The 21,965-nt window shown below is 75.0% G+C and carries 20 protein-coding genes and 1 pseudogene; 10 read left to right on the forward strand and 11 right to left on the reverse strand.

The features are described 5' to 3' along the window. Window positions 1–5: 5 nt before the first annotated feature. The 3 genes and pseudogenes from ACIPYS_RS27795 to ACIPYS_RS27805 form a co-directional block, all read right to left on the reverse strand. Window positions 6–770 carry a hypothetical protein gene (locus ACIPYS_RS27795; protein WP_093859824.1) on the reverse strand — a complete coding sequence of 255 codons (765 nt, stop codon included), beginning with the start codon at window positions 768–770 and terminating at the stop codon, window positions 6–8. Between the two features lie 182 nt (window positions 771–952). After that, a pseudogene (locus ACIPYS_RS27800) lies at window positions 953–1,501 on the reverse strand (PadR family transcriptional regulator); the annotation flags it as partial. A 136-nt stretch (window positions 1,502–1,637) separates the two neighbouring features. After that, a complete protein-coding gene (locus ACIPYS_RS27805; RefSeq protein ID WP_093859826.1) occupies window positions 1,638–3,692 on the reverse strand; it encodes an NADPH-dependent 2,4-dienoyl-CoA reductase in 2,055 nt (684 codons plus the stop codon). Between the two features lie 262 nt (window positions 3,693–3,954). Between ACIPYS_RS27805 and ACIPYS_RS27810 the strand changes: the two genes are divergently transcribed. Then, on the forward strand, window positions 3,955–5,220 hold the full coding sequence (locus ACIPYS_RS27810) for an FAD-dependent monooxygenase (protein ID WP_400750940.1): 1,266 nt from the start codon (window positions 3,955–3,957) through the stop codon (window positions 5,218–5,220). Between the two features lie 205 nt (window positions 5,221–5,425). Here the strand turns inward: ACIPYS_RS27810 and ACIPYS_RS27815 are convergent, their stop codons facing one another. Next, window positions 5,426–6,001, reverse strand: coding sequence for a TerD family protein (locus tag ACIPYS_RS27815; protein ID WP_093859828.1), 576 nt, complete (start codon window positions 5,999–6,001; stop codon window positions 5,426–5,428). A 54-nt stretch (window positions 6,002–6,055) separates the two neighbouring features. Then, complete coding sequence (locus tag ACIPYS_RS27820; RefSeq protein WP_400750944.1) at window positions 6,056–7,075, reverse strand: LysR substrate-binding domain-containing protein; 1,020 nt, start codon at window positions 7,073–7,075, stop codon at window positions 6,056–6,058. 71 nt (window positions 7,076–7,146) lie between these two features. On the opposite strand from ACIPYS_RS27820, the gene ACIPYS_RS27825 reads away from it, so the two are divergent. Then, a complete protein-coding gene (locus ACIPYS_RS27825; protein ID WP_400750947.1) occupies window positions 7,147–7,887 on the forward strand; it encodes an SDR family oxidoreductase in 741 nt (246 codons plus the stop codon). A 133-nt stretch (window positions 7,888–8,020) separates the two neighbouring features. Here the strand turns inward: ACIPYS_RS27825 and ACIPYS_RS27830 are convergent, their stop codons facing one another. Further along, on the reverse strand, window positions 8,021–8,497 hold the full coding sequence (locus ACIPYS_RS27830) for a hypothetical protein (RefSeq protein ID WP_400750950.1): 477 nt from the start codon (window positions 8,495–8,497) through the stop codon (window positions 8,021–8,023). Between the two features lie 188 nt (window positions 8,498–8,685). Between ACIPYS_RS27830 and ACIPYS_RS27835 the strand changes: the two genes are divergently transcribed. Further along, entirely contained in the window at window positions 8,686–8,979 is a 294-nt protein-coding gene (locus tag ACIPYS_RS27835) for a hypothetical protein (protein ID WP_093859832.1), read from the forward strand. 48 nt (window positions 8,980–9,027) lie between these two features. Here the strand turns inward: ACIPYS_RS27835 and ACIPYS_RS27840 are convergent, their stop codons facing one another. After that, complete coding sequence (locus ACIPYS_RS27840; protein WP_400750953.1) at window positions 9,028–10,602, reverse strand: glycerol-3-phosphate dehydrogenase/oxidase; 1,575 nt, start codon at window positions 10,600–10,602, stop codon at window positions 9,028–9,030. A gap of 108 nt (window positions 10,603–10,710) precedes the next feature. Further along, the gene (locus tag ACIPYS_RS27845; RefSeq protein ID WP_400750956.1) at window positions 10,711–11,319 is read right to left on the reverse strand and encodes a TetR/AcrR family transcriptional regulator; all 609 of its coding nucleotides are present in this window, start codon (window positions 11,317–11,319) and stop codon (window positions 10,711–10,713) included. 86 nt (window positions 11,320–11,405) lie between these two features. Between ACIPYS_RS27845 and ACIPYS_RS27850 the strand changes: the two genes are divergently transcribed. The 6 genes from ACIPYS_RS27850 (at window position 11,406) to ACIPYS_RS27875 (ending at window position 17,853) form a co-directional block, all read left to right on the forward strand. Then, entirely contained in the window at window positions 11,406–12,974 is a 1,569-nt protein-coding gene (locus ACIPYS_RS27850; RefSeq protein ID WP_400751059.1) for an FAD-binding oxidoreductase, read from the forward strand. Further along, the gene (locus tag ACIPYS_RS27855) at window positions 12,971–13,900 is read left to right on the forward strand and encodes a diacylglycerol kinase (protein WP_400750959.1); all 930 of its coding nucleotides are present in this window, start codon (window positions 12,971–12,973) and stop codon (window positions 13,898–13,900) included. The genes ACIPYS_RS27850 and ACIPYS_RS27855 overlap by 4 nt, the downstream gene beginning before the upstream one ends. Window positions 13,901–14,000: 100 nt before the next feature. Continuing rightward, the gene (locus ACIPYS_RS27860) at window positions 14,001–14,426 is read left to right on the forward strand and encodes a hypothetical protein (RefSeq protein WP_159424849.1); all 426 of its coding nucleotides are present in this window, start codon (window positions 14,001–14,003) and stop codon (window positions 14,424–14,426) included. Window position 14,427: 1 nt separating this feature from the next. Then, window positions 14,428–15,744: a tetratricopeptide repeat protein gene (locus ACIPYS_RS27865; RefSeq protein WP_400750963.1), complete on the forward strand. Its 1,317-nt coding sequence runs from the start codon at window positions 14,428–14,430 to the stop codon at window positions 15,742–15,744. Continuing rightward, window positions 15,737–17,044 (forward strand): Clp protease N-terminal domain-containing protein, encoded by a 1,308-nt coding sequence (locus ACIPYS_RS27870; protein ID WP_400750966.1) that lies wholly within the window; start codon window positions 15,737–15,739, stop codon window positions 17,042–17,044. The genes ACIPYS_RS27865 and ACIPYS_RS27870 overlap by 8 nt, the downstream gene beginning before the upstream one ends. A gap of 71 nt (window positions 17,045–17,115) precedes the next feature. Next, window positions 17,116–17,853, forward strand: a complete 738-nt coding sequence (locus ACIPYS_RS27875) for a hypothetical protein (RefSeq protein WP_400750969.1) — start codon at window positions 17,116–17,118, stop codon at window positions 17,851–17,853. A 47-nt stretch (window positions 17,854–17,900) separates the two neighbouring features. Here ACIPYS_RS27875 and ACIPYS_RS27880 read toward each other — a convergent pair whose 3' ends face one another. Together ACIPYS_RS27880 and ACIPYS_RS27885 are read right to left on the reverse strand one after the other, a co-directional pair. Then, window positions 17,901–18,230 (reverse strand): hypothetical protein, encoded by a 330-nt coding sequence (locus tag ACIPYS_RS27880; protein WP_400750972.1) that lies wholly within the window; start codon window positions 18,228–18,230, stop codon window positions 17,901–17,903. 229 nt (window positions 18,231–18,459) lie between these two features. Further along, entirely contained in the window at window positions 18,460–20,106 is a 1,647-nt protein-coding gene (locus ACIPYS_RS27885; RefSeq protein ID WP_400750975.1) for a hypothetical protein, read from the reverse strand. Window positions 20,107–20,529: 423 nt separating this feature from the next. Between ACIPYS_RS27885 and ACIPYS_RS27890 the strand changes: the two genes are divergently transcribed. Beyond that, a complete protein-coding gene (locus ACIPYS_RS27890; protein WP_400750978.1) occupies window positions 20,530–21,012 on the forward strand; it encodes a hypothetical protein in 483 nt (160 codons plus the stop codon). Here ACIPYS_RS27890 and ACIPYS_RS27895 read toward each other — a convergent pair. Then, window positions 20,991–21,770 (reverse strand): helix-turn-helix domain-containing protein, encoded by a 780-nt coding sequence (locus ACIPYS_RS27895; protein ID WP_400750981.1) that lies wholly within the window; start codon window positions 21,768–21,770, stop codon window positions 20,991–20,993. The two genes, ACIPYS_RS27890 and ACIPYS_RS27895, sit on opposite strands and share 22 nt — an antisense overlap. Window positions 21,771–21,965: the final 195 nt, after the last annotated feature.

The raw sequence follows: 21,965 nt of genomic DNA on the forward strand, positions 1-21,965 counted from the left end.
GGAGGTCAGACCGCTGCGCCCGGGGCGGCGGTGGCGCCCGCCTGGACGCCCAGGGTGCGTTCGGCCTTGGCGACGGCCGCGCGGTAGTAGAGCGAGGCGAGCCGGGAGTCGTCGGACTCCCGCTGGAAGTACCCGTAGGCGAGGGCGACCTCGCCCAGGCGCTCGATGCCGAGGTAGCCGTTGAGCCGGACACCGGCCAGGTCGCCGTCGAGGCGGACGGCCGGGGCCCCGGCGCGGTCGCCGAGGGCGATCGGGGTGACCGAGAAGGTCACGGCCGCACCGGTGTTGTCGGTGAAGGTGATGCTGTGGCAGTCGGCGAACGCGGAGCCGACGGTGGCGAAGTCGGCGTCCAGCCGGGCCGCCTCCTCGGCGCTGAGGGACTCGGTGATCATCGGGTTGCCGTCCGGACCGTCGAACTGCACCTCCTGGTGCGGCCCCTGGGCGGAGCCGCCGGAGGGGTTCCGGTTCAGCAGCGCGCGCAGGGCGTCACAGCCGGCCACCGGGGAGGCGTCGGTGCCCGCCGAGGGGTTCGGGTCCACCGGGACCTCGGTGAAGTCGGGGCCGAGTTCGGCGGCGCTCAGCAGGGCTGCCCGGAGCTGCCCGTCGGTCGGCAGCAGAGGTGCCGACGCCGTGACGGCCGATGCGGGGGCGAGGGCGGGTGCGGATGCGGGGGCGGTCGGCGCTCCCGCCGCGAGCTGGGCGGTGCCGAGGGTGAGCACGGTGGCGACGGCCGCCGCGGTGAACGCGCGGAAATGCCTCGGGAGGGACATACGGGCCCCCGATCGATGAGGTCGGGCAGGGACAGGCGTCCAGTGTCCCACCGGCCCCCGGGGAGCGCCCGCCCGGAGCACGAAGGCACAGGTCAGGAGGGGTTTTCCGACCACTCGGCCGGCTGCGGGCCCGGGGCAGGCTGCGGGCCCGGTGCCGGGGTCGGTGCCGGTGCCGGGGTCGGTGCCGGTGCCGGTGCCGGTGCCGGCGGCAGGCTCTCGACGGTCTCCGCGAGCCACCGCACCCAGAAGGACTCCAGCCCGACCCCGGCCCGCAGGACCGCGTGCTGGAGCGGCTCGCCCCCGCCCTCCTCCCCCGCCGGGAAGTCGCGCCGCCCGATCGCCTCGTAGTGGGCCAACTGCGCCCGGTGCAGGTCGAGATGGCGGCGCAGCTCGGCGTCGAGCCCGGCCGTGCCGACCACGGCGGCGGCGCGCAGCCGCAGCAGCAGCGGGTCGCGGATCGGCCGGGGGTCCTCGGCGGCGGCCGTCCACCGCGCCAGTTCGGCGCGGCCGGCGGGCAGCACCTCGTACTCCTTCTTCTGCCCGCGCACCGGACCGGCCTGCGGGAGCGCCCGGATCAGCCCGGTGGTCTCCAGCCGGCCCAGCTCGCGGTAGATCTGCTGGTGGGTCGCGGACCAGAAGAAGCCGATCGACCTGTCGAACCGCCGGGTCAGCTCCAGCCCCGAGGAGGGCCGCTCCAGCAGGGCGGTGAGGATGGCGTGCGGCAGCGACATGGCACCGATCCTAGGCCGCGCCCCGCACGGCCGGTACGGGCTCGTGCGGGGCGGGCGGCGGCAGGTCGTGCGCGTCGGCCCGAGGGCAGTGGCCGCGGCGGCGGCGCCCCGGCGTCGGAGGGCGGCCGCCCCCGCGTCAGAGCGCGGCGGCGAGCTCGGTGCCCTGCTTGACCGCGCGCTTGGCGTCGAGTTCGGCCGCCTCGTCGGCGCCGCCGATCAGGTGCGGGGCGACACCCAGGGCGCGCAGGGCGGCGTCGAGGTCGCGGCGCGGTTCCTGGCCGGTGCACAGCACCACGGTGTCGACCGGCAGCAGCTGCGGCTCGCCGTCGACGGTGAAGTGCAGGCCCGCGTCGTCGATCCGGTCGTAGCCCGCGCCGGCGACCATGACGACGCCGCGGTGCTTGAGCTCGGTGCGGTGGATCCAGCCGGTGGTCTTCCCCAGCCCGGCGCCGACCTTGCTGGTGCGGCGCTGGAACAGGTGGACCCGGCGCGGCGGCTCGGGCCGCTCGGGACGGGCGAGGCCGCCGCGCTCGCGGTAGTCCCCGTCGATGCCCCAGTGCCGGCGGTGCACGGCCGGGTCGAGGCTCGGCGCGTCGCCCGCGTCGGTGAGGAACTCCGCGACGTCGAAGCCGATGCCGCCCGCGCCGAGGACGGCGACCCGCTCGCCGACGGCGGCGCCGTCGCGCAGCACGTCGAGGTAGCCGAGCACGCTGGGGTGGTCGACGCCCGGCAGGTCGGCGGGGCCGGGGACGCGCGGGCTGACCCCGGTGGCGAGCACGACCTCGTCGAAGCCCTCGGCGGCGAGTTCGGCCGCGTCGACCGCGCGGCCGAGCCGCTGCTCCACGCCGAGGTCCTCCAGCCGGTGGCGGTAGTAGCGCAGGGTCTCCGCGAACTCCTCCTTGCCGGGGATCCGGCGGGCGATGTCGAGCTGCCCGCCGATGACGGCGGCGGCGTCGAACAGGGTGACCCGGTGGCCGCGCTCGGCGGCGGTGACGGCGCAGGCGAGACCGGCCGGTCCGGCCCCGACGACGCCGATCCGCTTGGCCCGCCGGGTCGGGGCGAGCACCAGCTCGGTCTCGTGGCAGGCCCGCGGGTTGACCAGGCAGGAGGTGATCCTCCCGCTGAAGGTGTGGTCGAGGCAGGCCTGGTTGCACCCGATGCAGGTGTTGACGGCCTCGGGGCGGCCCGCCGCGGCCTTGGCGACGAAGTCCGGGTCGGCGAGCAGCGGGCGGGCGAGCGAGACCAGGTCGGCGCAGCCCTCGGCGAGCAGCCGCTCGGCCAGCTCGGGGGTGTTGATCCGGTTGGTGGCGACCAGCGGCACGGACACCGAGCCCATGACCCGCTCGGTCACCCAGGCCCAGGCGCCGCGCGGCACCGAGGTGGCGATGGTGGGGATGCGCGCCTCGTGCCAGCCGATGCCGGTGTTGATGATGGTGGCGCCGGCCGCCTCGACCGCCTTGGCGAGCGTGACCACCTCGTCCAGGGTGGAGCCGCCGGGGACGAGGTCGAGCATGGAGAGCCGGTAGATCAGGATGAAGTCCGGTCCGACCCGTTCCCGGACCCGGCGGACGATCTCGACCGGGAAGCGCATCCGGTTCTCGTAGGTGCCGCCCCACTCGTCCTCGCGGTGGTTGGTGGCGGCGGCGACGAACTCGTTGATCAGGTAGCCCTCGGAACCCATGATCTCGACGCCGTCGTAGCCCGCCCGGCGGGCGAGTTCGGCGCAGCGGGCGAAGTCGTCGACGGTGGCCTCGACCTCGTCGGCGGTGAGGGCGCGGGGCGGGAACGGGCTGATCGGGGCCTGCACGGCACTGGGGGCGACCAGGGCGGGGTGGTAGGCGTAGCGGCCGAAGTGCAGGATCTGGAGGGCGATCCGGCCGCCGGCGGCGTGCACGGCGTCGGTGACGACGCGGTGCCGGTCCGCCTCCTCCTCGGTGGTGAGCTTGGCGCCGCCGTCCCAGGGGCGCCCGGCCTCGTTGGGGGCGATGCCGCCGGTGACGATGAGGCCGACACCGCCGCGGGCGCGTTCGGCGTAGAAGGCGGCCATCCGCTCGAAGCCGTTCTCGGCCTCCTCCAGGCCGACGTGCATGGAGCCCATGATCACGCGGTTGGGGAGGGTGGTGAAACCGAGGTCGAGCGGGCGCAGCAGGTGCGGGTAGGGCGGCGGCGGGGTGCTGGCGGTCGTCGTCATCGCGGCTTCTCCTGGCGGGGGCGGGCGGGGCGGTGGTCCGGGGACGGCCGTCCGGGGGCGGAGGTCCGAGCGCGGAGGTCCGGGGCTGCGGGCGTGGTCGGCCACCACACGGTAGGCGAGCCCGAGCCGGCTATGCAACCAGTTGCATAGGTGATCCAGGGAACACCTCGGACACTCCGCTGACGGACCGTCAGTCCACGGCGTATGGTCGACGGGACGACGGACGGGGCGGCGGGCGCCCCGGCGAGGAGGGGGAGGGGTCGTGCGGGGTGGATCGGTCGCCGTGGTCGGCGGCAGCATCGCGGGCAGTGCGTTCGCACGGGCGGCGGCCCGGGGCGGGGCCGAGCGGGTCACCGTGCTGGAGCGCAGCCCGGGACATCTGGAGGACCGCGGGGTGGGCCTGTGCGTCCTGCTGGACCGCTACGACGAACTGGTCCTGGCCGGCCACCTGGACGACGGCATCCGCCACCATCCGCTCACCACCCGGCACTGGGTGGCCAAGGACCCGGCGGGCCCTCCGCGCGGGCGGGTGCTGTGGGTGCAGCCGATGGCCATGCACTCGTTCCACTGGGGCGTGCTGTGGCAGGGGCTGCGCGAACGCACCCCCGACCGGGTGGAGTTCCGCCCCGGGACGGCCGTCACGGCGGTCGGCGGCACCGACCTCGCCGGGCCGGCCTGGGTGGAGACGGCGGCTGGCGGGCGCGAGCCCTTCGACCTGGTGGTGGGCGCCGACGGCCACCGGTCGGTGGTGCGCGCCGCCGTCTGCCCGGAGGCCCGGGCCGAGTACGCCGGGTACGTCGCCTGGCGCGGCAGCTTCGACGCCCGGTTGCTCGACCGGCTCCCGGGCGGCGCGGCCCACTGGCCCGAGGCGGAGGTGATCACCGCCTGCTACCCCGGCGGACAGGTCGTGCTCTACCGGATCCCGGGCCTGACCCCCGGCACCACCCTGGTGAACTGGGTCTTCTACGCCCCCGCACCCGACTGGCTGCGGACCGCCGGCGGCACCGACCCGCTCGGCTTCGCGGTCGGCTCGCTGGACGCCGCCCGCCGCGGCGAACTGTCCGCGCTCGCGGAGCGCGTCCTGCCGCCGTACTGGGCCGGGGTGGTCGACCTGACGCCCGTCGAGCGGATCCTGCTCCAGCCGATCCACGACCTGGAGACCCCGCGCCGCACCGCCGGCCGCCTGCTGCTCGCCGGGGACGCCGCGACCCTCGTCCGCCCGCACACGACCAGCGGTGCGGCGAAGGCGCTGCAGGACGCCTGTGCCTTCGAGGACGCCTGGCGGGCGGCGGAGGACTGGGCCGACCTGCTGCCCGGCTACGACCGCGAGCGCGGCGCGGCGGGGCGGGCGCTGGTGGAGCTCAGCCGCCGACTCGGGCGGGCGCAGGTCACCGGGGCGCCGGACTGGTCGGCCGTGGACGGGCCGGCGATGGCCGCGTGGTGGCGCGACCAGCTGGGCGCCTCGGGCGGCTTCGGCGGGCTGGCGCTGGAGCGGAAGCCGAATCCGCCGGGGGCGGAGGGGCGCTGACCGGGCAGTCGGCCACCGGGCGGCGACCCGCTCAGTCGACCGCCCGGTGGCCCGTTCGAGTGGCCCGTTCAAACGGTCCGTTCAAACGGCCCGTTCAAATGGCCCGTTGAGAGAGCCCGTTCACGTGGCCCGTTCACGTGGCCCGTTGAGAAAGCCTGGTCACGTGGCCCGTTCGGGTGCGCGGCGGCATCCCGGGCGCACGCCGTCAGACGTTGACGCCGTAGTCCGTCGCGATGCCGCGCAGGCCGGAGGCGTAGCCCTGGCCGATCGCGCGGAACTTCCACTCGGCACCGTTGCGGTACAGCTCGCCGAAGACCATCGCCGTCTCGGTGGAGGCGTCCTCGGTGAGGTCGTACCGGGCCAGCTCCTGGCCGTTGGCCTGGTTGACGATCCGGATGAAGGCGTTGCGCACCTGGCCGAAGCTCTGGAACCGGGCGTCGGCGTCGTAGATCGACACCGGGAAGACCACCTTGGCCACGTCGGCCGGGACGCCGGCCAGGTCGACCTTGATCTGCTCGTCGTCGCCGTCGCCGCCACCGGTCAGGTTGTCGCCGCTGTGCTCGACCGAACCGTCCGGGCTGCGCAGGTTGTTGAAGAAGACGAAGTGCTGGTCCGAGACCACCTTGCCGTGCGCGTTGCAGAGCAGCGCGCTCGCGTCCAGGTCGTAGTCGGCGCCGGTGGTGGTACGGACGTCCCAGCCGAGTCCGACGATGACGGCCGTCAGGCCCGGCGCCTCCTTGGTCAGCGAGACGTTGCCGCCCTTGGCCAGCGAAACTCCCACGATTGCCCTCCTCGGTTGCTCTCCCTGCCAAACGAATCTACAGCACTGTAGAGATCACGAGAATCCGTCGGCCGAGACATCCGCCGATCCGACCACCCCGCCGCCAGCCCCACCGACCGCCCCGCCGCCGGCCCCACCGCTCGCCCCGTCGGGCAGCAGCCGGACCCGCCGGGCCAGCAGTTCGACGAACGCCGTCGTCAGCGCGTCCGGCCTGGTCCTGGTGTAGGCCACCAGCGGCCGCCGCACCGGCGGTTCGGGCCGGCGCACCAGCCCGTCGAAACCGGGCGGCACGATGTTCGCGGGCACCAGCGCCGGGCCCAGCCCGGCCGCCGCGAGCAGCGGCGCCGCCGCCGTCTGCTCGGTGCGCACCGCCACCCCCGGGCGGAACCCGGCCTCGGCGCAGGCCGCGTCCACCACGTCCGCCAGGCCGTTGCCGGGCGCGTAGTGCACCCAGTCGCGCCCGGCCAGGGCCGCCAGCGGCACCGGGGCGCCGTCCGGCCCCGTCGTCCCGGCCGGACCGGCTGCCCCGCCCGGCTCCTCCGGCCCGGTCGGCCCGTCGGCCGGGAGCACCAGGACGAACTCCTCCGTCCCCAGCTCCCGGATCGGCCCCTCCCAGCCCGTCGGCAACGGCCCCACCGCCACGTCCGCCTGCCCCGCCGCCATCGCCGCCCGGAGGTCCTCGGTGTGCGCGAACTCCCGCAGCCGGATCCGCACCTCCGGGTGCGCCGCCCGCCAGGCCCGCAGCACCGGCGGCAGCAGGCCCAGGCTCACCGAGTACACCGTCGCCAACTCCAGCTCCCCGCCCGCCAGTCCGGCCGCGCTCAGGGCGGCTGCCCGCAACCGCTCGGCGTCGGCCAGCGCCGCCCGCGCGTGCGGCAGCACCGCGCGCCCCATCGGTGTGGGCCGCACCGCCCGCGGCAGCCGCTCCAGCAGCGGACCGCCGACGGCCTTCTCCAGTGCCCGCACCTGGTGCGAGAGCGCCGGCTGGGTGACGTGCAGCAGCTCGGCGGCACGGGTGAAGGAGCCGGTGTCGACGACGGTCACCAGGTACTCGAACTGTCGGAGCGTGGTCATGCAGCCAGTTTATGGATTTCTTCGAAAACAAGCCTTGGACACATCACCCCTGCTCGGAACAGGCTTGCCCCATGACCGACAGCACTCTTCCGCTCGCTTCCCGCCGCGTCGTCGTGATCGGCGCGGGCTCCCGCACCGGCCGCGCCCTCGCCCATGCCGCCTCCGCCGCCGGCGCCGAACTCGTCCTCGCCGGCCCCGACCCGCGCAAGCTGGAGTGGACGGCCGGCGAACTGCCCGGCCCCGCACGGACCGTGCACGTCGACCTCGCCGACGAGGCGTCCGTCGCCGCCCTCGCGGCCGCCACCGGCCGCTTCGACCACCTGGTCTCCACCGCCGCCATGCCCGCCAACGGCCCGCTCGCCGAACTCGAACTCACCGACATCCACCGGGCTTTCGCCGCCAAGGTCTACGGACCGCTGCTGCTCGCCAAGCACCTCGCGCCGCAGGCCGCCACGGACACCCCCGACGGCGCCTCCTTCACCTTCTTCTCCGGGGTCGCCGCCTGGCGCCCGGCCCCCGCCCGCACCGTGATGGCGACCACCAACGGCGCGCTCGCCTTCCTCGTCCAGGCCCTCGCGGTCGAGATCGCCCCGGTCCGGGTCAACGCCGTCTCCCCCGGCATCGTCGACACCGGCGCCTGGGACGGCCTGGGGCCCGACAAGGCCGCCTTCCTGCGCTCCGTCGCCGAGCGCAACCCGGCCCGCCGCACCGGCACCGTCGAGGACCTCGTCCGCGCCGTCCGGTTCGCCATGACCAGCCCCTTCGTCACCGGCACCGTCCTGCACGTGGACGGCGGCGGCCGGCTGGCCTGAGTCCCGGCCGCCGAGCCGCCGGGGCCGAGGATCCGGCGGCTCGGCACAGGTCGAGGCCGAGGTACGGCGGCTCGGCACAGGTCGAGGCCGAGGTACGGCGACTCGGCACAGGTCGAGGCCGAGGTACGGCGACTCAGTCCAGGTCCAGGTACGGCGACTCGAACAGGTCGACGTGCAGGCCGGACCGCCGGGTCTCCGCCACGGCCGGCTCCGGCGCGCGGGTGAGACCGATGTACAGGTAGTAGTCGTAACCGAGGTGCACGAAGAAGCCCTCGTCGCCGGAGAAACGGCACCACACGAAGTCCTCCCGGAGGACGGACCGCACCAGTTCGAGCGCCTCGTCCAGCGGCAGGCGGTCGCCCTCGGCGACGCGCTGCCACCACGAGCTCTCCGGGCAGACCTCCAGGTCGTCGACGCACAGCTCCGTCACGCCCTGGGCCGCCGCGAACCGGCGGACGGCCGCGAGGTGGCGCTCCTCCGTCTCCAGGTAGACGGCCTCGGTCAGCACGACGCCGCCGAAGGACTCACCGATGTCCGACATGCCCGTCCAGGCGGGCGCCGTCCCCTCCCGCTCCTCCGGGGAGTACTTCACCACGCGGTACTGGTGCATCTGCCACTCTCCGACTCCGGGAACGAGCCCCGATTCTCCCCCGCCTCCCTCCCCGGAGGCCGTCCGGGCGGTCATCGGCTAGCGTGGCGCGTGCCGTCCGCACCGCCGGGCGGCCCTGCTCGACGCCGGCCGACCGGGCTCAACGCCGGACGGCCGGGCGCACCGACGGCAGTCGCCGGGAGGTCCTCATGCGCCAGCGGCACAGCTTCCACCTCGACCGGGGCGGGCATTCCGTCACGGTGAACGTGCGGTCCGGGTGGATCACCGAGACCGAGGTGCTGGTGGACGGCAAGGAAGTGGCCTTCCACCGGGTCCACGGGCACGGGGTGTACCCCCTGGTGCTCGCCGCGCAGCTGGCCGAGGAGCCGCCGCAGCCGCTGGCCGTCCGGCTGGAGCGGACGGGCGCGCCGGAGCGCCCGCTCAGCTGCACCCTGGAGCTCGGTGCGGACGTGCAGCCGATGGCGGAGCGGACCGGACACTGAGCCGGAGCCCCGGCCCTGGACCTGGACCTGGACCGGACGCGGGCGCGGTCAGACCGAAGCCTTCGCCGCGATCCCCTCGACGGCCGCCCGGGCGCGCTCGGCGTCCGCCGCGACGAGGCCGATCCGGGTGCGCCGGTGCAGCACGTCCGCCACGTCCAGCGCGCCCTCGTGCGTGAGCGCGTACGCGATCTCGGCGCGGCTGACGTCGATCCCCTCGGCGACCGGCGCCCCGTACCCGGCGCCGAGGAGTTCCTCACCCACCGCCAGCACCTCCTGCGCCGCGCCGCCGTGCCGGGCGAGCAGCGAGGCCGCCACCTCGCCCTCCGGCACCGGGCGGCTGTCCCGGTGGTTGGGCGCGCCGACCAGCGGCAGCCGGGCCGTCCAGCAGGCGCGGGCGGGCAGCCCGCGCAGCCGGACGGCGCTGTCCACGGCGTCCTCGGCCATCCGGCGGTAGGTGGTGAGCTTGCCGCCGACCACGGTGATCACGCCGTTCGGCGACTCCAGGACGGCGTGCTGCCGGGAGAGGTCGGCGGTGGCGCCGTCGCCGGTGTCGATCAGCGGACGCAGCCCCGCGTACGCGCCGCGCACATCGGCCCTGGTCAGCGCCGTCTCCAGGGCGCCGTTCACGGTGTCGAGGAGGAAGTCGATCTCGGCCTCGGAGGGCTGCGGCTCGTCGGGGACCGGGCCGGGCGCGTCCTCGTCGGTGAGGCCGATCGCCACCCGGCCGAGCTGCTGCGGCAGCGCGAAGACGAAACGGCTGGTGGAGCCGGGCACCGGGACGGTCAGCGCGGCGAGCGGCCGGCCGAGCGCGGCCGCGTCCACCACCAGGTGGGTGCCCCGGCTGGGCCGCAGCCGGATCGACGGGTCCACCTCGCCCGCCCACACACCGGTGGCGTTCACGACGGCGCGGGCGTTCAGCTGGAACGACGCCCCGGTGAGGGAGTCGACGAGCCGGGCGCCCGTCCCGGTGACCTCCTCGGCGCGCACCCGGGTGAGCACGGTCGCCCCGTACTGCGCCGCGGTGCGGGCCAGAGCCACCACCAGCCGGGCGTCGTCGACGAGTTGGCCGTCATGGGCGACCAGCGCACCGGACAGGCCCGAACCGCGCAGACCCGGCACCAGGGCCCGGGCGCGGTCGGCGCCGACCCGGCGGACCCGGGGCAGCAGACCGCCCGGGGTACCGGCGCTCAGCCGCAGCGCGTCGCCCGCGTGGAAGCCGACCCGGACCAGTGCGGCCTGGCCGGGGCGGAACAACCCGTCCAGCAGCGGCACGAGTTGCGGCAGCGGCCGGACCAGGTGCGGGGCGGTGCGGGTCATCAGCACACCGCGCTCGACGGCACTCTCCCGGGCCACCCCGATCCGGCCCGAGGCGAGGTAGCGCAGACCGCCGTGGACGAGCTTGGAGCTCCACCGGCTGGTCCCGAAGGCGAGATCGCGGGACTCCACCAGCGCCACGCACAGTCCACGCGCGGCCGCGTCCAGGGCGACCCCCGCGCCGGTGGCACCGCCGCCGATCACCAGCAGGTCGACCGACGGGCGGTCGGCGAGCGCGGAGAGCTCCAACTCGCGGCGGCGGGCGGTGAGTCGGGCGGTCCCGGCGAAGGGCCCGGCGGTGGTGGTCATCTGCGGCCTCCGGAGGCGGTCGGTCTGCGGTCGGTTCGCGGGAGCGGGTCCACGGGAGCGGGCGGGTGCGGGTGCGGGTGCGGGTACGCGGGTGCGGGCGCGCGGGAGTTACGGCGCGAGGTATCCGTCGAGGGCCCGGGCGAGCTCCCGCCGCCAGGCCTCCTCGGACAGCACCGGGGCCACCATGCGGTGCGACTGCACGGTGGACTGGGCGATCAGCAGCACCATCGCGGCCAGTTCGAGCGGTTCCCCGGCCCGGATCGAGCCGTGCAGCTGCCCCTGCTCGATCCCCGACCGCAGCGCCTCCAGCAGTCCGCGCTGGCTGGCGCCCATCCGGTCGACCACGTACTCGAAGAGCGTGTCGGAGTCGCCGGAGCGCAGCAGCGCGCCCAGCACCGGATGGTCGCGCAGCCGGACGGCCACCTCGACCACACCGTCGACGAACGCGCCCCGGTCGGTGCCGGTGAGGCGGACGGTGTCCCGGGTGGCGGCGATCTCCCGGGTGAGCAGTGCGCCGATCACGGCGCGGACGTCCGGCCAGCGCCGGTAGACGGTCGGCCGGCTCACCCCGGCGCGGCGCGCGATCTCGGCCAACTGGGCCCGGCCCACGCCGAGTTGGACGATCAGCTCGGCGGCGGCGTCGAGGATCGCGTCATCGGTGCCGCGCTCGGCGGCACGCTCGGCACTCGGCTCGTGAGGCTCGTTACTACTTGACATGATGTGTAAAACTGTAACGCATGACCTCCGAGAAGCAAGCGGCACCGGCGACCCTCACCGGTACGGCCACCCTGCCGCTCCCCCCGATGAAGTGGGACGCCTGGGGCGACCCGGCCCTCGCCAAGGAGCTGTCCGCCGACATCAAGGGCCTGCTCGCCGCCGCCCTCGGTGTCACCGGCGACGCCGCCCCCGGGCCCGACGCCTCGGAGGTCGTCCTGCGGCCGTCCGCCCTCACCCCCGACGACCTCGCGGCCCTCGCCGCCGTCGTCGGCGCGGCCCACCTCAGCACCGCCGACGCCGACCGCCTCCCCCGGGCCGGCGGCAAGTCCACCCCCGACCTGCTGCGCCGCCGCTCGCGCGACCCGCAGGACGCGCCCGACGCCGTCGTGCTGCCCGGCGGCGAGGACGAGATCACCGCGCTGCTCGCCGTCTGCACCGAGCGCCGGATCGCCGTCGTGCCGTTCGGCGGCGGCACCAGCGTCGTCGGCGGACTGGCCCCGGAACGCGGGTCGTTCGCCGCCGTCGTCTCGCTCGACCTGCGCCGGCTCGACCAGCTCCTCGACCTCGACGAGACCTCCGGCGAGGCCCTGCTCGGCGCCGGCCTCACCGGCCCGGCCGCCGAGGCCCTGCTCGCCGAGCGCGGCTTCGAACTCGGCCACTACCCGCAGAGCTTCCGCTTCGCCACCATCGGCGGCTTCGCGGCCACCCGCTCCTCCGGGCAGAACTCGGCCGGCCACGGACGGTTCGACGACATGGTGCGCGGCCTGCGGGTGGTCACCCCGACCGGCGTGCTCGACCTCGGCCGCGCCCCGGCCTCCGCCGCCGGCCCCAACCTGCGCGAGCTGTTCCTCGGCTCCGAGGGCGCCCTCGGCGTGATCACCGCCGTCCGGGTGCGGGTCCACCCCGTGCCCGCCGTCAAGGCCTACGAGGCCTGGTCGTTCCCCGACTTCACCACCGGCGCCGCCGCGCTGCGCGCCGTCGAGCAGCAGGGCACCGGCCCGACCGTCATCCGGCTCTCCGACGAGGCCGAGACGATGATCAACCTGGCCATGACCGAGAAGATCGGCGGCGAGGCCGCCGTCAGCGGCTGCCTCGCGGTCACTGTCTTCGAGGGCACCGCCGAGCAGGTCGCCGCCCGCCACCAGCTCACCCGCGCCGCGCTGCTCGCCGCCGGCGGCACCTCGCTCGGCGAGGCCCCCGCCCGGGCCTGGGAGCACGGCCGGTTCAACGCCCCGTACCTGCGCGACTCGCTGCTCGACGCGGGCGCGCTGTGCGAGACCCTGGAGACCGCCGCCGGCTGGCGCGACCTGCACGCCCTGCGGTTCGCCGTCACCACCGCGCTGACCGAGGCCCTGCCCGGCTCGCTGGTGCTGTGCCACATCTCGCACGTCTACCCGACCGGCGCCTCGCTCTACTTCACCGTGGTCGCCGCCCTCGGCGAGGAGCCGCTCGAGCAGTGGGGCGCCGCCAAGCGGGCCGCCGGCGACGCCATCGTCCGGTCCGGCGGCACCATCACCCACCACCACGCCGTCGGCACCGACCACCGCCCCTGGATGGCCGACGAGATCGGCGACCTCGGCGTGCGCATCCTGCGCGCCGTCAAGGCCGAGATCGACCCCGCCGGCATCCTCAACCCGGGCAAGCTGATCCCGTGACCGACCGGAGAACCATCGCCCGCGTCGTTCTCCTCACCAACCCGGCCGCCGCGGCCGGCCACGCCGAACCGGCGGCCCACCGCGCCACCGCCCGCCTGCGCGCCCACGGCATCACCGTGGACCCGCGGGCGGGCGGCTCCGCCGCGGAGTCGCTCGTGCTCGCCCGGGAGGCGGTCGCCTCGCCGTCCTGCGACGCCCTGGTCGTCGTCGGCGGCGACGGCATGATCAACCTCGCCCTCCAGGCCGTGGCCGGCACCGACACCCCGCTCGGCGTGATACCCGCCGGCACCGGCAACGACCACGCCCGCGCCCACGGCCTGCCCCGGGACACCCCCGAGGCCGCCGCCGACACCGTCGCCGGCGGCCACCTCCGCACCGTGGACCTCGGCCGGGTCACCGCCGCCGACGGCACCACCCGCTGGTTCGGCTCCGTCCTCGCCAGCGGCTTCGACTCCCTGGTCAGCGACCGCACCAACCGGCTGCGCTGGCCGCGCGGCCGGATGCGCTACAACCTCGCCATCGCCGTGGAGTTCGCCAACCTCCGCCCGCTGCCGTTCCGGATCACCCTCGCCGACGGCACCGAGATCCGCCGTGACCTCACCCTCGCCGCCGTCGGCAACACCAGCAGCTACGGCGGTGGCATGCTCATCTGCCCCGACGCCGACCCCGCCGACGGCCTGCTCGACGTCACCCTCGTCGACGCCATGCCGCGGCACCGGATCGCCCGCTTCTTCCCCACCCTCTTCAAGGGCACCCACGTCACCCGCCCCGAGGTCACCACCCACCGCACCGCCTCGCTGCGGATCGACTCCCCCGGCATCACCGCCTACGCGGACGGCGAGTTCATGGCACCGCTCCCGGTCGAGGTCACCGTCGTGCCGGCGGCGCTGCGGCTGCTCGTGCCGGAACCCGGTCCGGATCGTTGATCCGAACGGATCATTGATCCGAACCCCCCTCAACCGTCGGCCGGATCAGTAGACTGACCGCTCTCGACTCCGTCCAGAACCAGCCTTGTGGGGGGCACCTGTGGACGTGCACATTTCCGTGATCGGTGGCGAGACCGGTCGGGCGAACGGTTCGGGCACCGCCGCGGAGGCCGAGTCGCTCACGGACTGGCTCCGGGGGGAACCGGGCCTGACGCGGGTCACCCTGACCGGGCGTGCACCCGCACCCGGGGAGATGGGCTCGGTCCTGGACGCCGTCACCGTCGCCCTGGGCGCCGGCGGCGCGCTCTCGGTGCTCGCCTCCTCGCTACGGGTCTGGTTCGCCCAGCCCAGGCGCAGCGACGTGCGTCTGAAGATCCGTCGGACCGACGGCGGGACGCTGGAGCTCGACGCCAAGCGGGTGCGCGCCGGGGACCTGGAGGACCTCCTGCGCTCTGCGCTGGAGGGCTCCGCATCGGAGGCGTCTTCGCCCGAGGCCCCGGAGCCGTCCGGTCCCGAGCAGGGCTGAGGTGCGCCTGCCGGACCCCTTGCGGTCCCGGATCGTGCTGGTCGGCGCGAGCACGTACACGGACCCGGACCTGCCGGACCTCCCGGCGGTCCGGGCCACCGTGGCCGACCTGGCGGCCGTGTTCACCGACCCGGACCACGGGGTCGTCCCGGAGGACCACTGCACCGTCCTCCTCGACGACGCCGACCTCGGCCGGGTCGGCCGGAAGCTGCGCGAGGCCGCCCGGGCCGCCGAGGACCTGCTGCTGGTCTACTTCACCGGCCACGGACTGGTCGGCGGCCGCCGGCACGACCTCTACCTCGCGCTGCCCGACAGCGAGTACGGCGATCCGGACTTCACCTCGATCGAGTACGACAAGCTGCGCGGCACCGTGCTCAACAGCCGCGCCACCACCAAGATCATCGTGCTGGACTGCTGCTTCTCCGGCCGCGCCGTCACCGGCACCATGGCCGCCGGCCCCAGCACCATCAACCGACTGGAAGTCTCCGGCACCTACGTGCTGACCTCCGCCCAGCGCGACCAGGTCTCCCTCTCCCCGCCCGGCGAGGACCACACCGCCTTCTCCGGACGGCTCATCCGGCTGCTGCGCGAGGGCATGGCCGGCGGCCCGGAGTACCTCACCATCGACGACCTCTACCAGCGCCTCGTCAGCCTGATGGTCGCCGAGGGCCTGCCCGTCCCCCTCAACAGCACCACCGAGAACGCCAACCTGATCGCCCTCGGCCACAACCGGATCTACGCAGACAACGTCGCCCCCGCACTGCGCGAGCGGCAGGTGGCCGCCGAACAGCAGGCCCTGGAGGGCGACTGGGCCGGCGCCGCCGCCTCCCTCCAAGGGGTACTGGAGGAGCAGACCCGCCTCCTCGGCGCCGAACACGAGGACACCCTGCGCTGCCGCCGCGCCCACGCCCACTGCGTCGGCGGCGCCGGCGACCCGGCCGAAGCCGCACGGCTGCTGCGCCCCCTCCCCGCCGTCCACGCCCGCCTGCTCGGCAAGGACCACCCCGAGACGCTGCACACCCGCCAGTTCCTCGCCGTCAACCTCGGCGAGGCCGGCCACCGGACGGAGGCGATCGCCGTGCTCCGGGTCCTCCTGGCCGACCGCAGCCGCCTCCTCGGCAGCGAACACGAGGACACCCTGCGCACCCGGCACATGCTGGCCCGCAACCTGGCGCTGACGGGGGCCGAGGAGGAGGCGACGGCGCTGCTGCGGCAGCTCGTCGCGGAACGCGACCGGGTGCTGGGCACGCAGCACCCGCACACGGTGCGGGCGCGGAAGGAGCTGGCGGTGCTGGAGCGGGGGCAACGGAGTGTTTGAGCGGTTCACCGACCGTGCACGGCGGGTCACCGTCATCGCCAGGGACACGGCCCGCGAGCTGGGTCACGCCGAGATCGGCCCCGAGCACTTCCTTCTCGCCATCACCACCGAAGGTCAGGGGGCGGGCGCCAAAGCACTGGAGAGGCTCGGGATCCCCCTCGTCGACATCAGTAGCGCGGTCCGGGCACGCATCGGCACCGGACCTCACACCGGCCTGGACCAGTACCCCTTGGCAACCGGCACCAGGAAAGCCCTCGAAATCGCGCTCCAGGAGTCGCTGGACCTCGGCCACGCCCACATCGGCACCGAACACATCCTCGTGGGCATCATGAAGGAGGTCCAGAACGTAGCTGCCCAAGTTCTCCTCTCCAAGGGTCTGGAGATCGGTCAGGTGCGCCGCGAGGCGCTGCTGACCCCGGCCACGCCCCCGCCGACCGCAACGACCACCCTCATGACGCTCGCCCGCAACCTCGACGACGGGACGGCAGAAATCGTCGGCCGTCGACCGGACATCGATCTCGTCCTCCAAGTACTCAGCCGACGGGCCCGCAACGTCGCACTGCTGGTGGGTGATCCCGGGGTGGGGAAGACCAGCGTCGCGGTCGGGCTCGCCCAGGCCGTCGCCCGGGGCGAGGTGCCCGAGCGGTTCCGGGGCCGGACCGTGCTCCGCCTCGACGTCACCGCGCTGTTCACCGACCCCCGGCACCACGGGCGCTTCACCGAGGTGATGGCCGAACTGGTGGGCGACGTCCTCCGGTCCTCGGACCTCGTCCTCTTCCTCGACAACGCCCTCTCCGTCGTCCGCACCCGGGAGGGGCAGGCCGAGGCGCTGGCCTTCTTCCGGCCGGTGTTCGACGTGCCCGGCATCTCCGTGGTCGCGGCCGCCGGATCCGCCGACCACCGGCGGTGGGAGCGGGACTCGGGGCTCGACCGGAGGATCCAGCCGGTACCGGTGGCCGAACCGACGCCCGAGGACGTCCTGCAGATCCTGCGCGACGCCCGGCAGCGGCTCGTCGACCACCACGAGGTCGTGATCACCGACGAGGCGTTGGCGGCGGCCGCCCGGCTCGCGCACGGATACCTCCCCGGACACGCCCTGCCCGGCGCCGCGATCGACCTGCTGGACGAGGCGAGCGCGCACGTCCGCTCCGGGCCGGTGGCTCCCGGCACCACGCCGAGCGTCACCGAGGACGCGGTGACCCGGACCGCCGGCACGTCGGCCGCCCTCCCGGTCGCTCCCCGCCCGCCGGTGCTCTCCCCACCCGTCCCGCACGACCCGACCGTCTGGGCCATGAGCTGAACCGCCGCCAGGCCCGTCCAGGTCGCCCTACCGCGGATCGTGGCCGGCCGCACCGCAAGTACGCTCGGGCGATGCTGCTCCCCGCCGTCCCGCGCACCCGTCTGCCCGTTGCCGACCGACCGGCCGTCGACACGCCGTTCGGCCGGCTGACCTTCGCCACGACCGTCGGGACCAGGAACCTTCCGCCGGAGCCCGACGAGCTGTTCCAACTGCCGGGTCACCGCCTGCTCGCCCGCTGGGCCACTCCCGAGGCTCGCGTCGAGCTGCTCCTCACCCCGCACGACCCCGAGCTCGACCCCGCGACCTGGGGACCGCTGACCGACTGCCGCGCGGCGGTCTGGCGGATCGACGCCCTCGCGCCGCTCGGGCGGGTGCGGTTCTCGGCCGAGCTGCCGGTGCCGCTCCCGGAGGGTGCCGACTGGGGGTACGACGGAGGGCAGGCACTGGCGGCGATCACGGCGGAGGACGACGAGACCCGGCTCACCGTCGGGGGCAACGACGAGGAGGCGATCTGCTGGGCCGCCGAGGCGCGAGAGGTGCCCCAGCAGTGGGCCGCACTGATCGACGAGCCGCACCGGTCTTCGTCCGGCGCGTGGGGCGTGGACTACGGACCCTCCCCCGGCATGTCCTGGACGCTGCCCCCACTGGCGGCCGGTGAGCACTGTGAGCTCCCGGTGGTGGCCGCCTGGGCCCCGGCCGCCGACGACAGTGCGAACACCTGGTACGCCGTCATGCCGTCGCCGACGGTGCTGCTCCGTCAGGTCGCCGCCGATCCGGCGACGCGGGCCGACGCTCCGGACGGCGGCTGATCGCGCGGCCTGTGCCGCGACGACGACGGCGCCGTGGAGGAGCGGTCCTACTCCAGCTCCAGCGCCTCCCAGGCGAAGCCCTCGCCCCAGCCCGGCTCGTGGCGGGCCCAGGCGGCCATGGCGGCGATCACGGGCTCGGGAGCGTCGAGCTTCACCTGGAAGTGCCGGTCGGCGCCGCCGTCCCGGTACTCGAAGGAGTACTCGCCCCCGCTCTCGTGCCACACCTGCACATAGACGTCGGGCTCGCCGGGTATCCGCTCGACCACCAGAAAGCGGTCCCGCCTGCCCCCGATCCGCCGCACCAGCCCGGCCAACGCCTCGACGTCCGGCCGGGAGTGGTCCCGGTCGTCTTCCGTCCGCACCGTGATCTCCAGCATGAACCGGATCCTGGCACGCGCCACTGACAACGCCTCCGGAGGCGGGGAGCCACCAGGGACGGCGCCGCCACCCCCACCCCGGAGGTGCGGGGACGAGTCGAGCCGCCCCGCACAGGAAGTCGGTGCCACCGACTTCCTGTGCGGCGGATCCGTGGATCCCCGAGCCCGGAACGCCCCTCCGCCGCAGGGAGCCTGCGGCGGAGGGGCGTTCGGTCGGCGGGGATCCGGGTCAGCCCTTCGGGGCCGCCGGGGTGGGCAGGGCGCCGGTGAGGAGGGGCCACTCGCGGTGGAAGGGCGGGAGGGGGAGCCTGCCCTCGATCAGCGGGGTGCCGAAGATCTTGAGGTGGGCGAGGAGGGCGCCGTTGAGGTCGATGCCGCCGACCAGACCCCAGCTGCCCTGGATCCGGGGCGCGCCGCCGGGGACGTCCACGGCGAGGGAACCGTCGGCCTTGGCCTGGAGGTAGGGGGCGACGGTGGCCTCGACGCCGACCGCGTCGTAGAGGCCGACGCTGACCTCGGTGCCGAGGGTGGCGCGGACGGAGGCCTTGCCGTCGAGACGGACGTGGACCGGGGACACCTTGGTGTCGGGGGCATCGGCGGAGGAGGTCCAGCCCCGGCCGCCGCCGGTCCAGTCCGCGCGGACCGCCCAGGTACCGGTCGCCTCCTGCTCGGCCTCGACGTGGACCTGGCCGTCGGCGCCGACCTCCAGGTAGCAGGTGAGGGCCAGGTTGACGACGACCGGCAGCCCGGCGACGGTCAGCACCGGGCTGGCCTGGAGCTTGGCGAAGGGGACGCGGACCGGCGCGGCGGTGGCGCGGGCGAAGTCGCCGGTGACCTTCCAGTGGGCGCGGGCGCCGAGGTCGAAGCCGATGGAGGCGGTGCGCGGGGTGCCGACGCCGGCGCCGTGGTAGGCGAAGCGCACTGTCGGGTGGAGGACGAGTTCGCCGCCGGCCTCGGCGGTGGCGCCGCCGGGCAGCGGGATCGGGGCCCTGGCGTTGACCTCCAGGGTCCCGGACGCCTCCGCCTTGGTGGTGCCGTTCTCCCGGCCGACGGTGGCCGTGACGTCCTTGACCAGCGGGGTGACCTTGATCGCCCTGGGGTCGACGGGGACCGTGCCGTCGGCCTCGGCGGCGCCCAGCAGTTCGGGCAGGGTGGCGGGGCGGGTGGCGAGGCTCAGGGTGTTGCCGGCGCCGGGGTGCACGGCGGTGACGGCGAGGAGCGCGCCCTGAGGGGCGGCGTCGCTGGGCGGGCTGGCGAGCAGGCGCCCGGGCTGGACGGCCTGGGTGAGGGCGGGGACGGTGGAGGACGTGGCGGGGCCGGGAGCGGGAGCGGAGGCGGCAGCCGAGGCGGGAGCCGAGGACGCGGCGGGTGCGGCGGACGCGGCTGATGCGGCTGACGGGGACAGGACGGCGGTGCCGGCGGCCGGGTCGTAGGCGGTGAGCCGTAGGTCGGTGGCCGCTGCCGGGGCGGCGGCCGAGCCGTCGGTCGACGGGGTGCCGACGGCTACCGTCTGCGCACCGGGCTGCGCGGCCGTGACCGGCAGCGGGGCGGGGCCCGTCGGCGACGCCACGGCAGCGGCGGCCGGGGCGGAGGGGGCCGGGGGCGCGGCGGTGGAGGATCCGCCGGGGGCCGGAGCGGTCGCCTTGCCGGCGGGACGGGCGGTGGCGGCCGCCGAGGCGTGCGCGGCCGGGGATCCACCGGACGCGGGGGCCGCCGGGTCAGCCGCGCCGGCGGCGGCGACCGGGACGGCGGAAGGCACGTCGAGGGTGACAGAAGCGGCCCGTCCGTCACCGGACGCGGGCCCGCAGGCGGCGACGCCGAGCAGGAGCAGGGAGGCGAGGGCAGGCCGGACGGCCGGGACGAGAGGACTCTTCACCGGGGCTCTTTCAGCGGCGTGTTCCACACGGGCGGCGGCGCACGGACGGTGCCCGCCCGCCCGGGAACGAGGGTGGGTGGTGGCAAAGGGGAGCGCGGCCCGCACGGCCGCGCGGATCGTCATGTTACTGACGAGAAATCAGGTTGTCGAAGACATGTCCGATTGGTGAATGGTGCCCCGATCGTGCCTCAAGGACTGTTCCACCAAGGGTGGTTGGTGCACGCTCGGTGTCCGAACACCGCCGTTCGGCGGGGGCCGCGCGGTTCGCAATCCACCACTCGGCGGGGCCTCTCCCCCGCCGGTGGACGGGGCCCGGAGAGGCCGTCGGCATTCCCCGCCGGGAATTGTCGGGCCTCCGTCGACCGCCCAGGATGGGCGGCACAGGAGAGCCGCGAGAGCCACCAGGGGAACGAGGAAGGCACCATGAGCACGAAGACCGACACCGCCGCAGGCACCGACGCAGACGCAGGCGCCGGCACCGGCACCGGCACCGGCACCGGCAAGCGGATCGCCGATCGCTACGTCGCGCTCTGGAACGAGCCCGACCCGGACCGGCGGCGGCGGGCGATCGAGGAGCTGTGGGCGGCGGACTGCGTCCACCTGCTCCAGCCGCCCGAGGACATGCGCGAGCGAGCGGCCGAACTCGGCTTCGCGGACACCGTGCTGGAGGCGCGCGGCCATGACGCACTGGAGCGACGGGTGGCGCGGGCGCACCAGGAGTTCGTGGCCGACGGCGGCTACGCCTTCCGCGGGCAGGGCGAGGCGATCCGGGTCGGCGACGCCGTCAAGCTCACCTGGGTGATGGTGCGTCCGGGCGAGGCGGAGGTGCTCGGCGGCGGGGTGGAGGTGCTGGTACTGGACGAGGACGGCCGGATCGCGACCGACTACCAGTTCCCCGGGCTCTGATCCCCCGGCTCCTGTTCCGCATAGGCGCGCAGGGCGGCGGCCGTCGGCTCGTCGACCGGCAGGAACGCCTCCAGTCGCAGTTCGGCGAGCGTGACGTCGACGGCGGTGGCGAACGTGGTCACCGTGGTCATCAGGTGCAACTCGCCGTACGGGCTGCGCAGACGGAGCGGAACGGCGAACCCCAACGGATCCCGGGCGGCCGGGGACTCGTCCAACGGCGGCACATAACCCGCCAGTTCGTCGTGCAGCTCGGTCAGGCGGGAGGTGGCCGCCAGGACGTGCCGGGACCATGCCGCGAAGTTGACGATCCTCGGGGCGAGCCCGGCCGGGTGCAGGGCGAGCCGGTAGGCGTTCGCGCCCCGGCCGAGCAGCTCCGGTGCGATCCCCTCGGTCAGCAGTCCGAGCGCGGCGTTGGCGGCGACGATGTCGCCGCGGCCGTCCACCACCACGGCGGGATAGGGGAGATGACCCTCCAGGATGTGACCGAGGGCGGACCGGACGGGCGCCAGCTCGGGCCCGTCGAGCGGGCACTCCGCGTACACGGGGGCATAACCGGCCGACAGCAGGAGCTCGTTGCGTTCGCGCAGCGACAGGTCGAGCGACTCGGCGAGCCGGACGACCATGCCGCGCCCGGGCGCCGACCGCCCCGACTCCATGAAGCTGAGGTGGCGCTGGGTAGTACCCGCCCGGCCGGCAAGCTCGAGCTGGCTGAGACGGCGTCCGGTGCGGCGCTCTCGGAGCGTACTGGGGAAGTCCACGACAGCCAGTTGTAGCCGGATCGGGGCCGCCGGGCCATTCCCCGGCGGGAATGGCCCGGTGAACTCTCGGGACGGGGGCTCATCCCGGCCGGACGCCTAGTTGGTCGAGTGCCCAATTGCCCGTTGACCCTGTTGTCCGGGCGACCAATTTCGCGAACGTGCTATTGGTCGGACGACCAACCCCACGCCCCCCTT

Source organism: Kitasatospora sp. NPDC089913, from assembly GCF_044748625.1.
GTDB lineage: Bacteria > Actinomycetota > Actinomycetes > Streptomycetales > Streptomycetaceae > Kitasatospora.

Bases quoted from the DNA above. Each gene is read 5' to 3' on its own strand.
- ACIPYS_RS27795 (WP_093859824.1), bottom strand. From the start codon at position 770: ATGTCCCTCCCGAGGCATTTCCGCGCGTTCACCGCGGCGGCCGTCGCC.
- ACIPYS_RS27805 (WP_093859826.1), bottom strand. From the start codon at position 3,692: ATGACGACGACCGCCAGCACCCCGCCGCCGCCCTACCCGCACCTGCTG.
- ACIPYS_RS27820 (WP_400750944.1), bottom strand. From the start codon at position 7,075: ATGACCACGCTCCGACAGTTCGAGTACCTGGTGACCGTCGTCGACACC.
- ACIPYS_RS27825 (WP_400750947.1), top strand. From the start codon at position 7,147: ATGACCGACAGCACTCTTCCGCTCGCTTCCCGCCGCGTCGTCGTGATC.
- ACIPYS_RS27830 (WP_400750950.1), bottom strand. From the start codon at position 8,497: ATGCACCAGTACCGCGTGGTGAAGTACTCCCCGGAGGAGCGGGAGGGG.
- ACIPYS_RS27835 (WP_093859832.1), top strand. From the start codon at position 8,686: ATGCGCCAGCGGCACAGCTTCCACCTCGACCGGGGCGGGCATTCCGTC.
- ACIPYS_RS27840 (WP_400750953.1), bottom strand. From the start codon at position 10,602: ATGACCACCACCGCCGGGCCCTTCGCCGGGACCGCCCGACTCACCGCC.
- ACIPYS_RS27845 (WP_400750956.1), bottom strand. From the start codon at position 11,319: ATGTCAAGTAGTAACGAGCCTCACGAGCCGAGTGCCGAGCGTGCCGCC.
- ACIPYS_RS27850 (WP_400751059.1), top strand. From the start codon at position 11,406: ATGAAGTGGGACGCCTGGGGCGACCCGGCCCTCGCCAAGGAGCTGTCC.
- ACIPYS_RS27875 (WP_400750969.1), top strand. From the start codon at position 17,116: ATGCTGCTCCCCGCCGTCCCGCGCACCCGTCTGCCCGTTGCCGACCGA.
- ACIPYS_RS27880 (WP_400750972.1), bottom strand. From the start codon at position 18,230: ATGCTGGAGATCACGGTGCGGACGGAAGACGACCGGGACCACTCCCGG.
- ACIPYS_RS27890 (WP_400750978.1), top strand. From the start codon at position 20,530: ATGAGCACGAAGACCGACACCGCCGCAGGCACCGACGCAGACGCAGGC.